General features: G+C 66.8%; 11 protein-coding genes. 6 read left to right on the forward strand and 5 right to left on the reverse strand.

Features of this window, described 5'->3' with window-relative positions:
- The first annotated feature begins 146 nt into the window (after positions 1-146).
- From CJ177_RS00070 to CJ177_RS00095, 6 genes are all read left to right on the forward strand, one after another.
- Complete coding sequence (locus tag CJ177_RS00070; protein ID WP_061697998.1) at positions 147-602, forward strand: DUF6069 family protein; 456 nt, start codon at positions 147-149, stop codon at positions 600-602.
- Positions 596-1,579: a TIGR00341 family protein gene (locus tag CJ177_RS00075; RefSeq protein ID WP_005238086.1), complete on the forward strand. Its 984-nt coding sequence runs from the start codon at positions 596-598 to the stop codon at positions 1,577-1,579. The genes CJ177_RS00070 and CJ177_RS00075 overlap by 7 nt, the downstream gene beginning before the upstream one ends.
- 116 nt (positions 1,580-1,695) lie before the next feature.
- Complete coding sequence (locus CJ177_RS00080; RefSeq protein WP_095867023.1) at positions 1,696-2,892, forward strand: NAD-dependent epimerase/dehydratase family protein; 1,197 nt, start codon at positions 1,696-1,698, stop codon at positions 2,890-2,892.
- Positions 2,889-4,817: a cellulose biosynthesis cyclic di-GMP-binding regulatory protein BcsB gene (locus CJ177_RS00085; RefSeq protein ID WP_095867429.1), complete on the forward strand. Its 1,929-nt coding sequence runs from the start codon at positions 2,889-2,891 to the stop codon at positions 4,815-4,817. The genes CJ177_RS00080 and CJ177_RS00085 overlap by 4 nt, the downstream gene beginning before the upstream one ends.
- Positions 4,818-4,830: 13 nt before the next feature.
- The gene (locus CJ177_RS00090; RefSeq protein ID WP_095867024.1) at positions 4,831-6,690 is read left to right on the forward strand and encodes a glycosyltransferase family 2 protein; all 1,860 of its coding nucleotides are present in this window, start codon (positions 4,831-4,833) and stop codon (positions 6,688-6,690) included.
- A 110-nt stretch (positions 6,691-6,800) separates the two neighbouring features.
- Entirely contained in the window at positions 6,801-7,169 is a 369-nt protein-coding gene (locus CJ177_RS00095; RefSeq protein ID WP_061698001.1) for a hypothetical protein, read from the forward strand.
- Between the two features lie 4 nt (positions 7,170-7,173).
- Here the strand turns inward: CJ177_RS00095 and CJ177_RS00100 are convergent, their stop codons facing one another.
- From CJ177_RS00100 to CJ177_RS00120, 5 genes are read right to left on the reverse strand one after another with little or no spacing between them, the layout of a single operon-like run.
- Positions 7,174-7,779 carry a hypothetical protein gene (locus CJ177_RS00100; protein WP_095867025.1) on the reverse strand — a complete coding sequence of 202 codons (606 nt, stop codon included), beginning with the start codon at positions 7,777-7,779 and terminating at the stop codon, positions 7,174-7,176.
- Between the two features lie 43 nt (positions 7,780-7,822).
- A complete protein-coding gene (locus CJ177_RS00105) occupies positions 7,823-9,508 on the reverse strand; it encodes an ABC transporter family substrate-binding protein (RefSeq protein ID WP_095867026.1) in 1,686 nt (561 codons plus the stop codon).
- 29 nt (positions 9,509-9,537) lie between these two features.
- A complete protein-coding gene (locus CJ177_RS00110) occupies positions 9,538-11,394 on the reverse strand; it encodes an ABC transporter ATP-binding protein (protein ID WP_095867027.1) in 1,857 nt (618 codons plus the stop codon).
- The gene (locus tag CJ177_RS00115; RefSeq protein WP_005238098.1) at positions 11,391-12,317 is read right to left on the reverse strand and encodes an ABC transporter permease; all 927 of its coding nucleotides are present in this window, start codon (positions 12,315-12,317) and stop codon (positions 11,391-11,393) included. The genes CJ177_RS00110 and CJ177_RS00115 overlap by 4 nt, the downstream gene beginning before the upstream one ends.
- Positions 12,314-13,291 (reverse strand): ABC transporter permease, encoded by a 978-nt coding sequence (locus CJ177_RS00120; RefSeq protein ID WP_007300648.1) that lies wholly within the window; start codon positions 13,289-13,291, stop codon positions 12,314-12,316. The genes CJ177_RS00115 and CJ177_RS00120 overlap by 4 nt, the downstream gene beginning before the upstream one ends.
- Between the last annotated feature and the right edge of the window lie 14 nt (positions 13,292-13,305).

A 13,305-nucleotide genomic window follows, 5' to 3' on the forward strand; every position in this document is an offset into this window, starting at 1 on the left:
CGGTCACGACGTGACCTCACCCGAGAGAGGTGAAACCACGCGAACCGCCCGTTCCCTTTCACCCGCGAAGGATGACAAATCAGCATTCCGAACGGCCTACCGTGGCTGGAAACCCCCTCCGCCCGACATTCGGAAGGAGCCATTCGATGAACCAGATCCAGCCCGGGAGACCGGCCGCTCCCACCGTCGACGCGAAACGACTGTGGGCCGGAGGTGCCGCTACCGCGATCGTTGCGGCCCTGGCCGCGGTCGTCGGGCTGTTGATCGTTCGCGGGCTGCTCGATATCCCGGTGATCACCCCGGCGACCACCGTGGGAAACTCCCAGGCGAGCACCCTCGCAGTGGGGGCCGCCGTCGCGGCCTTGATCGCCACCGCACTCCTGCACGTGCTCCTGGTCTCGACGCCACGCGCGGCGACATTCTTCGGCTGGATCTGCATACTCGCCACCCTCGTCGCGGCGCTGTGGCCGTTCACCGTCGACGCCACCACCGCGTCGCGGATCGGCAGCGCGGCGATCTACTTCACCGTCGGCATCGCGATCGTCTCGCTGCTCTCCGGCGTCGCGGGATCGGCGCAGACCGCGCGCCCGGACACATGGTGACCAGTCGCCTCGGGATCATTCCCGACAGACAACGTCGCACGCTGACCGAACTGGGCGAACGCCTCGATCTCTCGGTCGGCGACCGGGACGCCAAGCGTTCCGCATTCTGGGTGATGTTGACGCTGTCGGCCGTGATCGCGGTGGCGGGTGTGGTGGGTGATTCCACCGCCACCGTGATCGGTGCGATGATCGTCGCGCCGCTGTCGACGCCCATTCTCGGGGTGGGGTTGGGCATCACCACCGGCAACGGACGCCTGATCGGGCACAGCATGTTCTACGTCCTCGCCGGCATCGCCCTCGTCGTCGTGTTGGGGATGGTGTTCGCGCAGGTGTTGCCGAATCCGACGAATGTACTGACCAATTCGCAAGTAACCGGCCGTACGTCACCGACCCTGATGGACCTGGCCGCCGCGCTGGCCACCGGCCTGGTCGGTGCCGTCGCCGTCGCGAGGAAGGACGTCGGTGACGTACTTCCCGGCGTCGCCATCGCCATCTCCCTGGTCCCTCCCCTCGCGGTGGTGGGGGTGTGCCTGGGATCGGGGGCACCGTCGCTGGCTGTGGGAGCGTTCGTGCTGTTCGCGTCCAATGTCGTGGCGATGGTCATCACCGCGACGGCTGTGCTCGTTGCCGCGGGATACGCCCGGGAAGTCGGGAGCGCCACCGGCGCGCACCGGCGACGCGCGTATACCGTCCTGGCGCTGGTCCTGGTCGCGGTCGCGATCCCCATGGTAGTCAATTCGCTGTCCTCGCTGTGGGCGCGGCAGATCTCCACCGCAGCGGAGAATTGGCTCGCCGGCACTCCCGGCGCCGAGGTCACCGATGTCACGTGGCAGGGCGGCACCGCCACCGTCGCGGTACTCGGTCCGGAGACACTTCCGCCGGTCGACGAGCTCGAGAAATCCGTCGATGCGCTGGTTCCGTGGAACCCCGATGTGCAGGTCGTGCACACCGTCGGGGCTCGACTCGTGGCGGAGTGACCGGTGGTCCGCCGACCTCCAAACGGCTCCGAATTTGCAGGCCGTCCGGTATCATTTTTCGTTAACCAATCCCGACCTGTACACGCCGCGCGTCCGCCGATGCAAAGGGTGAATCCATGCGGATATTGATTCTCGGAGGAGACGGATTCTGCGGTTGGCCGAGCGCACTTCACCTTTCGGCGCACGGGCATCAGGTCACGATCGTCGACAGTCTCGTGCGACGCCGGATCGACGACGAACTCGGGGTGCAATCACTCACCCCGATCACACCACTGTCCGAGCGAGTGCAGGCGTGGCGCGAGGTCACCGGGAACGAGATCGGCGTCGTCGAACTCGACCTCGCCCACGATTACGACGCGTTGACGGAATTGCTGGCGGCCGAGAACCCGGACGCCATCGTGCACTTCGCCGAGCAACGGGCCGCGCCCTACTCGATGAAGTCACCGGCCCTCAAGCGCTACACCGTCGACAACAACCTCAACGCCACCCATAATCTGCTGGCCGCCGTGGTTCAGGTGGGTGTCGATGCCCACGTCGTTCATCTCGGAACGATGGGCGTCTACGGCTACGAGTCGGTGCCGGTAGATCTGCCGGAGGGGTATCTCACCGTCAGCTATCCCGATCGTGACGGGCGTCCGCACACCCGGGACATCCTGTATCCCACCCAGCCGGGCAGCGTGTACCACCTCACCAAGTCGCTGGACCAGTTGCTGTTCCAGTTCTACGCGCGCAACGACGGCGTGCGCATCACCGATCTGCACCAGGGCATCGTCTGGGGCACGCAAACCGACGAAACCGTCCTCGATCCGCGCCTGATCAACCGTTTCGATTACGACGGCGACTTCGGGACGGTGCTCAATCGCTTTCTGGTGCAGGCGGCCGTCGGGTACCCACTCACCGTGCACGGGACGGGAGGACAGACCCGAGCGTTCATCAACATCAGGGACACGGTGCGGTGTATCCGACTCGCGGCCGAATCCGGAGCGGATCTCGGCAGCCGGGTGCGAGTGATGAACCAGGTGACCGAAACCCACCGGGTGTCCGACCTGGCGCACCTCGTCGCGGATACGGTCGGAGCGCCCGTCGCGGCGGTCCCCAACCCGCGGGCGGAAGCCGACGAAAACCAGCTCAGTGCGCGCAACGACCACCTGCTCGGGCTCGGTCTCGAACCGACCAGATTGGCCACGGGCCTGCTGAAGGAGTCCGTCGAGATCGCCCAGAAATACGCCGACCGCGTCGACGTGAGCCGGATTCCGTGTACCTCGTACTGGAACAGGGACCGGAGATCGGTGGCCGCGGAGCAGAGCCGGTGAACGACACGCCTCCGGACGACAGCGCAGATCCGGAGAACTCACAAGGTGACGAGCGGCCTGAAGATCGCGCGCCGTCCGAATCCGGATACTTCCGCGGAGAACGGGGGCGCACCGTCCCGCGTTCCGCCTGGTGGATCCTGGCGGCCGCGCTGGTGCTCCTTCTCGTCTTCGTGCTCGTACGACCGGTGTGGTTCACCCGCGACGTCGACGACACGAGTCTCGACGTTCCCGCTGACCGCCACTACACCAAATCGTTGTCGGGGGCGGGCTACGACGACGGTGTCTGGCTCACCGACGATTCACCGTCGACGACATTCGCCGTCACCTTCCCCGCCGACTCCGCGCGCGAGCAGACCCGGCTGCGGCTGACCGGGACGACACAGGTGGCCCAGGACAGCGTCGTGTTCTTGACCGTCAGGATGGATGGGCAACAGGTGTACAAGAGCGAACTGGCACGCGGGGACGCCAACGAACTGAACCTGATGGTCGACGTTCCGGAGCAACTGTCGAGCGACGGGCAGGTCCGGGTTCAGGTCCAGGTCCAGGGAACGCTGGACAACCGGACGTGCACACCCGATCACGCGGCGGGCATGCAGGTTCACCTCGACCCCGCGAGCGTGGTCGAGGCGGCCCTGTCCGAACGTGTGCACACCGTGCGCGATGCGGTCGTGTCCTGGGATCGTCGCCTCACCCTGGTGCTCGCCGACCAGAGTGACGAGTGGCGCGGGGCGGCAGCACAAATGGGGATCGCGCTGACCGGTGCCGGTTACGAGGTGACGTATTCGGAGACGATGCCCGGTTCCGGTGTGCAGAATGCGGTGGCGCTCGGCTCCGCCGAAAGGCTGGCAGGCCTCGGCTGGTCCGCCTCGGAGGGAACAGACGGGGGCATCGTTCTCGGCACGGTCGACGACACACCGGTCGTGGGCGTGCTGGCGCCGAACGGCGACCTGATCTCGCAGTTTCTGACCGACCCGCTGGCTGCCACTGCCGATTCCGACCGGAGCGATCCGCAGGCGCTCGCCACCACACCGCTCGGTGGGAACGAGGTGAGCCTGGATGCGCTCGGCGCCGACACCTCCGTGGTGCAGATCGCCGAGGATCACCGCTGGCGGATCGGGTACTCACTCGCCGACCTGCCCGGCGGTCGCCTGCCGCAGTCGGTTCGGGTGGCGATGGCGCTACCCGCGTCGCCGGACGACCTCACCTGGATTCTCAACGTCCAACTCAACGGACAGCTCGTCGAGAGCCGCAGACTCGACGAGACGTCGGCGCAGGCCGTGATCGAGTTGCCCGCCTCGGCGCAACTGCTGGAGAACACTCTGACTCTGACGGTCCAGCGCGACCGCGACCTCGGTGGCTGCGACGTGCGGGTCACCACGTACCCGATGCAGCTCGAGGCCGCGTCTGCACTCGTTCTCGGCGACGACCCGGGCGCGGGATTCACGGCGCTGCCCCGGACGCTGGCCCCCGGTTTTGCCGTCTACTGGCCGGGGGCCGCGAAGTCGAGTGCCGTCGACGAGCTCAACGCGACCGTGCCCGTGCTGACGACATTCATTCCGACACACTATGATCCTGTGTTCGAGTGGAACTCCCAGCCGGCCCCGGGCAGGCCGTTCGTGCTGATCGGGCAAAGTCCGGACGTGAATCCGCCCGTGCGTATCCAGGATGGCCGCATCGTGGCGGGGTCCGAGACGCCTGCCCTGAACATCTCGTCGTTCGACGACGGACTGGTCGTCGAAACCGCCACCAGCACGACTGGCGCCGGCGGACTCGTGATCCAGTACGTCGGGGCGCCCGGGACGATCCCCCTACCGGACTTCGGCAGCGAATCGGCCCGAGTGGTCACGGCACAGGGCAGTGTCATCGTCGAGGGCGACGGCACCACTGCCTCCAGCGCTCCCGTACGTGTGAACGCACCCCGATGACCGGGACGTCCCGATGACCGACGTCGAGCATGCACCACCCGGGCCCGCGGCGGTCACCGACTTCTTTCGGTCGGTCGACAGCGCGCCTGCGGACTACGCCGTCGACCGGCCGCAGAGTGGGACCAACGGTTTCCTGGTCACGTTCGTCGGGTTGTCGATCATCGCCATGTGCATCCGAACATTGCTGGTGCATACGGACTTCGCCGAGATGCCCCGCGATCTGGTCATCCTGTCCGAGGGGCGCGGCCAGGTCGTGTTTCCGCTGAGGCTGTTCCTCGTCATGTTCTTCCTGACCTACGCGATCCACGCCTATTCGAACATCTGGCGCCGGGTCTTCATCGGAGTATCACTGCTGGGCAAGTACGCCCTGTTCTGTCTCGTCATCGACGTCCTCGCCTGGCTACTCCACAGCGCCGGGATCATCTCGATCTCGGTGTTCGGCGCGCAGATGATCTCAGGGCTGATCGCACTGGGCATCTTTCCGCACACCATTCTCCGGCAGGCTCAACTTCCTCCCCAGGGTCCGCTGCCGCTCGACCCGCGAATACCTCCGAGCGCCTTCTTCAAGCTGGCGGGGTGCCTGGTGTTCGCAATCGCGGGGGCGGCTGTTGCACTGCACGTCCTCTACGACCTCGTCGAAGTTCTCAAGAGCTGGGCCATACTGGGCGGCATCGGCGCCGGTGTCTTCCTGATGCAGCAACTGCTGGCCGTCTCGACCGCGTTGCTGGGTGTGCGCGCGCTGAAGAAGTCACGCCGCCACGAGTTCTCCCCGCCCACAGCAATTCTCGTTCCCGCCCACAACGAGGCGCACGACATCGGGGACACCATCGCCGCCGTCGACCGGGCCGCGCAGACCTATGCCGGTCGTATCCACCTCTACGTCGTCGACAACGCCTCGACAGACGCCACACACGATGTGGCCGAACAGGTCATCCGCGAGTGCGCCAACATCGCCGGCACTGTGCTCGACTGCCCGACACCGGGCAAGGCCGTCGCCCTGAACATGGGTCTCGAACACATCGAGGAAGAGTTCGTCGTGCGCATCGACGCCGACACGGTGATCGGGCCGGGCTGCCTGGAGACTGCGATGCGACACTTCGCCGATCCCCGGGTCGGCTGCGTCGGTGGTATTCCGATGCCCCGCGACGAGAAAACGTGGATCGGCAAGTGCCGTCTGGTCGAGGTGTACATGCGGCACGGCTTCTTCCAGGTGTCCCTCGACGGCTACCAGGGCGTCATGGGCATCCCGGGTATGTTCGCCATCTACCGCCGGAGCCAGGTGCTCGAGGTCGGCGGCATGGTGCAGGGAATGAACGGCGAAGACACCGACATCTGCATGCGCCTGACCGCCGCCGGCTACCACAGCGTGGCCGATCCGAAGGCCGTGTACTACAGCGAGACCCCCGCGTCCTACGCCCACCTTCGCGAACAGCGAACCCGATGGTTCCGCAGCATCTACCACCTCTCCGCCCGCAATCGGGCGATCCTGCTGGATCGGCAAACCATGATCGGCACCTTCGTGCTGCCGTTCAACCTGGTCAACGCCGCCCGCAGGGCCATGCTGGCACCACTTCTCCTCTTCGCGGTCATCGCCGGATTCGTGTTTCAATCGACGTTCACCACGCTGCAATGGCAACCCGTCGTCGCCACCATGTTGGGCATGTCCATGATCATGACCGTCGTCGTCTGTTTGATCTGGCGGCCGAGTTCGGTGAAGTACATTCCCGCCTACCTCTGTTTCCGCCTGCTGCGCAGCTACTTCACCCTGGCATCCACCCTCAGCCTCATCTACCCGCCGATGCACCCGCGGATCCCAACCCGGCTGCGGCGCTACACGACGGCATTCGGCCCACGAGTGGGTCGTTCACCCTAGCGGTGGGACCTACCTGCGGAGATATAATTCACTGACCTGGTATTCACACTCAGTGACGCGGTTCCGCCGTACTCGGGGAGACGGATTGGCGCGCCCCGAAAGGAATTCCGATGTCTACTCGACAAATGGTGGGCCGGTTGGGTGCAGTGATCGCCGCCGCCGGCGCACTGTCTTTCGCAGTGCCCGCGGCCGCCTCGGCGGTGCCCTTCGTTCCCGGCTCGATGTCGACGTGCGCCCCCGGCGCGTGGCTGACGTTCAACGCGGAGCGGGTCGCGCCCGACCGGATCCGGTACACCACCGCCGCGCCGCTCGCGCAGTGGAACGGTGCCGTGGTGCAGTTCACCAACCTCACCACCGGATTCCGGGGTGTCGCGTTCGTCAACGACCCGGTGCCCGCAGCCGTGGGATTCGGCCCCGTGCTGAGCGAGATCGCCGGATTGCTGCCGTGCTTCGTCAGCGCGGGCGTCACCATGTCCTGACCCCTCAGCTGGGGTCGGAGCCGCGGACGGCCGCCAACCACACCGCGACAGCCGCAGCCACACAGGTCGCGCCGGCGAACGCCGGAAGCCCACCGCCCGCGACGTACACCCACAGTGCCCCGACGAACGGTGCCGCCACCGCGAACTGGGCGTCGAGGACGATCCGGCGCGCCGGTCGAGCGGCTGCCCTGGCACGCACCGGGCCGTCCGGATCCGGGCGCGACGGGTTGTCGATCAACCGCCCGGCCGGCTCCGAATGACGCGCTCGCCCGGACGGGAGGAGTCGACGGCCTTCCCAGACCACGACACGGCGACGCCCCGCGTCGTGCACCGTCGCCGCGGTCGGGGTTGGCATCGTGATCAGCGCGGGATCGAAGAACACCGGAATCCACAGTGAACCCGGTTCCTGACGAACCTCGATCCAGGACCTGCTGGTCAGCCGATGCTGCTGGCGGACCCGGTGCACCGTGGCACGGCGACCCGGCTCCGACCCCGAACGGGTGGCAGCGAACCACGTGTAGCCGGTGACACCGAGCACCGTCGCCGCCACCACGACCAGTGCGCTGAGCTGATCGGCGTCGGCGACCACGGCGAACCCGCCGCACACCACCAGCGCGCACGCGCCGACGGCAACGGGGTAGCGGGCGGCCGCGCTAATTCAGGAAGCCGATCGTGGTGTAGTCGTAGGACGCGAGGCCGGCGGCGCCGAAGTTCGCCAGGTTGTCGCGCACCGCGACGTTGCCCGGCGCCTGCACCAGCGGCAGGGAGAACCCCTCCTCGAACACCGCGGTGTCCACTTCGTTGGCCAGTTCGATCGCCTTCTGCGGGTCGAGTTCCGAGATCGTCCGCTCGATCAGCGCGTTCAGTTCGGGCGAACCGATCCGGCCGTAGTTGCCTTGCAGGTCGTCAGGGTTGTACGCGTAGATCTGCGGCAGGCCGCTGAGCGGGAACGGATCACCCACCCAGGAGAATTGGGCGATGTCGAAGTCGCCGGGCTGGATGACATCGGTGAAGAACCCGGTGCCGCCACGGGTGTCGATGTTCAGCTTGACGCCGATCTGCGCGAGGTTCTGCTGAAGGATCTGGGCGATCTGGACCCAGGTGGTCGACTGGTACATCACGTCGCGGATCTCGAGCCTGCGCCCGTCCTTCTCCCGGAACTCGCCGTTGAGTTTCCAGCCGAGTTCGTCGAGCCGCCTCGCGGCCTCCTCGGGGTCGTAGGAGACGGCTGCGCTGTTGTCCTGGTAGCCCTCCTGGCCGTTGAGGTAGACGTGATTGTTCAGCGGCTGGGGATCGTCGACCAGACCGTTCTGGATCGCGGTCGCGATGCCCTGCCGGTCGATGCCCTTGGACAGCGCCACCCGCAATTCCGGATCGGCGAGGATCGACCCCTCCGCGCCGTTGAACGTGATGTGCGAGAACTGGTTTCCCGGTGCCTGGCGGATCGCGATGCCTGCCGAACTCTGCGCGGTCTTCACCTCGTCGATGGTGCCCAGACCGGACGCGTCGATCTCGTTGTTCTGCAGCGCGGGAATTCGCGCCGAGTCGTCGAGCACGCTGTAGGTGATGGTGTCGAGTTTCGGAGTGTTGCCCCACCATGCGGGGTTGCGGCCCAGTGTGATTCGGTTCTGCGCCCTGTCGATCGACGCGATCCGGAACGGTCCCGACGTCAGCGTGACCCCGTCGCGCAGACTCTCGTTGAACGCCTCGGGGGTCGCGGTGACCGACTTCGGGTAGAGCATCGAATTGCCCGCGAACTGGCCCTTCCATTCGGCGTACGGCTCGGCGAACGTGATCACCGCCTGACGGTCGTCGACGCCGCGCTCGACCCTGTCCACGCGCTCGAACCCGGACGTGTTCGCGATCAGGAATTCCTTGTCCTTCCCGCTGAGCGCCGCGGCCTGGGACTGGATGTCCGCCCACGTGATCGGGGTGCCGTCGGACCACACTGCCTTCGGGTCGATCGTGTACGTGACCTGCTGGGGGTCGGTGCCGGTGAGCGCGACGTCGGTGAAGTAGTCGTGGTTCACCGACAGCGCTCCCGAGGCGTCGGTGCTGAACGCGCGGGGCATCATCGGCTTCAGCATGGCGCCGATCTCGGTGTCGTTGCCGTCGTTGGACAGGGTGTTGAAGTTCGGGGGGAAACCCGATAAAGCCAACCGCAGGTTTCCGCCGTCGCGCAGTTCGCTGGGGTCGTGCGGGTTGATGTCGTTGGTGGTGCCGATCGACCCGGACCCGGCCTCGACACCACCGGTGTCCGAACCCCCGCAGCCACCGAGAAACAGTCCGACGGCCAGGACCGATACCGCGAGGCGGGTGCGCGCCGAACGAATCCTCATGGGGTGCCCTTCCTCGAAGTTCGCTGAGGCTAGTGTGCCAAAAACGTCGGATCCGGAACGGGAATTGCCTCGAGGAGCGCGCGGGTGTACTCGTGCTGCGGATCCTCGAAAATCGTCTGCGCGGCGCCCGACTCGACGATCCTGCCCCGGTACATCACCGCGACGTCGTGCGCGATGTTGCGGACCACCGACAGGTCGTGGGAGACGAACAGGTACGACATGCCCCGCTGCTCCTGGAGATCGCGCAGGAGGTTGAGCACCCCGGCCTGGATCGAGACGTCGAGCGACGAGACCGGCTCGTCCAGGATCAGCAGTTCCGGATCGAGGGCGAGCGCCCGGGCGATGCTGATCCGCTGCTTCTGGCCGCCCGAGAAATCGGCCGGATAGCGATCGGCGTGCTCGCGTCGCAACCCGACGAGGTCGAGCAACTCCGGTACCCGGCGGCCGACCTCCTCACGCCTGCGGCCGTCCAGTCGGAGTGGCTCGGCGAGAACGTCGAACACCGGCAGCCGGGGATCCAGGGACGCCGTCGGATCCTGGAAGACGACCGCCATCTTGCGCCGGATCGCACGCTTCTCGTGTGGCCCCAGCGCCGCGACGTCGGCGCCCAGCACCGCGATCGAACCGGATTCCGGCGCGGCCAGGTCGAGAATCTGCGTCAACGTGGTCGATTTTCCGGAGCCGGATTCACCCACCAGCGCCAGCGTGCGGCCGGCGCGGATGTCGAAGCTGATGCCGTCGACCGCCCGGATCTCACCCCGCTTGCGGCGGAACACCAGACCGCTGGTGATCGGATACGTCTTCACGAGATCGGCCACCTGCAACACCACGCGGTGCTCGGGTGCCGTCTCGGCGGTGGGGGCGGGGACCGGTTGGTCCCGCCGATACGCCGTGAACAGGTCTCGGGTGCGCGTCTCGTCGACGCGGATGCACGCCGCCTGATGACCGCGTCCGGTGGAGACGAGTTCCGGCTCGGCGAGCAGGCAGGCGTCGACCGCGAGCGGGCAGCGCGGTGCGAACGTGCAGCCGGGTGGCAGCGAATGCAGCGCGGGCGGGGCACCGGCGATCGAGACCAGGCGGCTCCGGATCGGCGCATCCATCCGCGGCACGGACACGAGTAGCCCTGCGGTGTAGGGCATCCGGGGTTCGGCGAACAGTTCGCGCACCGACGCCGACTCCACCACCCGGCCCGCGTACATCACCACCACGCGGTCGGCCAGCGTCGCGGCGATGCCCATGTCGTGGGTGATCATCACGACGCCGGCGCCGGTGAGGTCGCGGGCCTTGCGCAGCAGGTTCAGGATCTGCGCCTGCACGGTCACGTCGAGGGCGGTGGTCGGTTCGTCGCAGATGATCAGCGCGGGGTCGTTGGCGATGGCGATGGCGATCACGACGCGCTGGCGCATGCCGCCGGAGAACTCGTGGGGAAAGGCCTTGGCGCGCACCGCCGGATCGGGTATCCCGACCAGGTCGAGCAGGTCGATAGCCCGCTGCGTGGCATCCTTCTTGCTGCTCGCCCGGCCATGAACGAGCAGCGCCTCGGCGATCTGGTCACCGACCCGGTACACCGGTGTCAAGGCGGACAGCGGGTCCTGGAACACCATGCTGACCGTCTTCCCGCGCAGCGCCGACAGCTCCTTGTCGCCCATGCCCAGCAGCTCGCGGCCCTGCACGCGGATGGAGCCGGTGACGCGCGCGTGCTCGGGCAGCAGACCCATCACGGCGAGGGACGCCACCGACTTACCCGAACCCGACTCACCCACGATGGCCAGCACCTCGCCGTCGGAGACGCCGTAGCTGACACCACGAACCGCCTCGATGCGGCCCTCCTCGCTGGGAAAGCTGACCCGCAGGTTCTCGATCTCGAGCAGCGGTTGCCCGGTCACCGCTTCGCCTTCGTCTTCCGCTTGCGTGACCGGGCGCGCGTCGAGCTGGGGTCGACCGCGTCGCGCAGACCGTCGCCCACCAGGTTCGCGGACAGCACGGTGATCACCAGCAGTCCGCCCGCGAACAGGAACAGCCACGGGTAGGTGAGCGCGGATTCGGTGCCGTCGGCAATCAGCGACCCGAGGGAGATGTCCGGCTTCTGGACGCCGAACCCGAGGAAACTGAGCCCGGTCTCGGCGAGGATCGCGGCACCGACGTTCAGGGTCGCGTCGATGATCAGAATCGACGCGATGTTCGGAACGATGTGGCTGGTGATGATCTTGTGGGTGGGGGCACCCATGTACCGGGCCGCTTGGACGAATTCCCGCTCGCGCAGGCTGAGCGTCATCCCCCGGACCATCCGGGCGGTGATCATCCAGCCGAACACCGCCAGCAGCAGGATCAGCAGGGCGATCGAGCTCGAGGACTTCAGCCGCGGAGTGAACACGGCGATGATGATGAAGCTGGGAACGACGAGCAGCAGATCGACCAGCCACATGATCACCCGATCGGGCCAGCCGCCGACGTACCCTGCCAGCGCACCGACGAGCGCCGCGATGGCGGTGGAGAAGATCGCGACGCAGATTCCGATGATCAGCGACTTCTGCAGCCCGCGCAACGTCTGGGCGAGAACGTCCTGGCCGATCTGGTTGGTGCCGAACGGATGTTCGGCGCTCGGCGGCTGCAGCAGCGCGGTGTAGTCGAGTTGCTGATAGTCGTAGGGGAGCAGGTACGGCCCGACGAAACTGCCCACGAACAACAGCACCAGGACGCACACCCCGGCGATGGCGGGCTTGTTCCGGAGAAACCGCCGCCACAGCAGGGTCCGGCGACCGACGGCCGACACCGCCGCATCGGTGGACGCGATCTGGATCTCGGTCACCCGACACGCACCCTCGGGTCGAGCGCCGCGTACACCACGTCCGACAGCAGGCCCGACAACAGCACGATCAGCCCGGTGAACGATGTGATCGCCACGACGATGTTGGTGTCCTGATTGTCGATGCCGATCACGATCCACTCGCCGATACCGTGCCAGCCGAAGATCGTCTCGGTGAACGTGGCGCCGACGACCAGCGCCCCGAATCCGTAGGCGAACAGCGTCGCCATCGGGATCAGCGCCGTCCGGAGACCGTGCTTGAGCAGTGCCGCCCGCCGGGTCAGTCCCTTCGCCCGCGCGGTCCGGATGAAGTCGCTGCCCAGAACGTCGAGCATCGCGTTGCGCTGGTACCGGCTGTAGCCGGCGATGCTGCCCAACGCCAGCGCGATGGTCGGCAGCACCAGATGCTGCACCCGGTCGACGAACTGCGGCCAGAACCCGGTGATCGTGCTGGCCGAGGATTCGCCGGTGTACAGGAAGATCTGGCTTCCGGTGGCCGAGTTGATCTGGAGAGCACCGTATTTCAGCAGGGTCGCGACGAGGAACACGGGCGCGCTGAGGATCAGCAGCGACAGGACGGTGGTGAAATAGTCGCTGAACTTGTACTGCCGAATTGCACCGGCGGCGCCGATCAGCACACCCAGCACCGCTCCGATCACGGAACCGAGGATCAGCAACCGCATGCTCACCAGGATCCGGCGACCCAGCTCGTCCGACACCGGCTGACCCGTGATGGTGGTGCCGAAGTCGCCGTGGACCACGCCGCCCAACCAGTTCGCGTACCGCACCGGGATCGGGTCGTCCAGATGCAGTTCGGCGGCCTTCGCGTCGATCACCGATTGGGGTGGCCGGGGGTTGCGCTGCTCCAGGCTGTCGAGCGGACGGAATGTGAGCGAGGCGAGACTGAACGTCAGGAACGAAGCCAGCAGCAACAGCACCACGTAATTGAGCGCTCGTCGTAGCAGGAAGCCGGCCATCCGTCCCCCTCGCA

This window comes from Rhodococcus sp. ACPA1 (assembly GCF_002300195.1).
In the GTDB taxonomy this organism is placed as follows: Bacteria; Actinomycetota; Actinomycetes; order Mycobacteriales; family Mycobacteriaceae; genus Rhodococcus_F; species Rhodococcus_F opacus.

What these genes read in the sequence shown, in the direction of transcription:
- CJ177_RS00070 (WP_061697998.1), top strand. Translation starts at nt 147, where the DNA reads ATGAACCAGATCCAGCCCGGGAGACCGGCCGCTCCCACCGTCGACGCG.
- CJ177_RS00075 (WP_005238086.1), top strand. Translation starts at nt 596, where the DNA reads ATGGTGACCAGTCGCCTCGGGATCATTCCCGACAGACAACGTCGCACG.
- CJ177_RS00080 (WP_095867023.1), top strand. Translation starts at nt 1,696, where the DNA reads ATGCGGATATTGATTCTCGGAGGAGACGGATTCTGCGGTTGGCCGAGC.
- CJ177_RS00090 (WP_095867024.1), top strand. Translation starts at nt 4,831, where the DNA reads ATGACCGACGTCGAGCATGCACCACCCGGGCCCGCGGCGGTCACCGAC.
- CJ177_RS00095 (WP_061698001.1), top strand. Translation starts at nt 6,801, where the DNA reads ATGTCTACTCGACAAATGGTGGGCCGGTTGGGTGCAGTGATCGCCGCC.
- CJ177_RS00105 (WP_095867026.1), bottom strand. Translation starts at nt 9,508, where the DNA reads ATGAGGATTCGTTCGGCGCGCACCCGCCTCGCGGTATCGGTCCTGGCC.
- CJ177_RS00120 (WP_007300648.1), bottom strand. Translation starts at nt 13,291, where the DNA reads ATGGCCGGCTTCCTGCTACGACGAGCGCTCAATTACGTGGTGCTGTTG.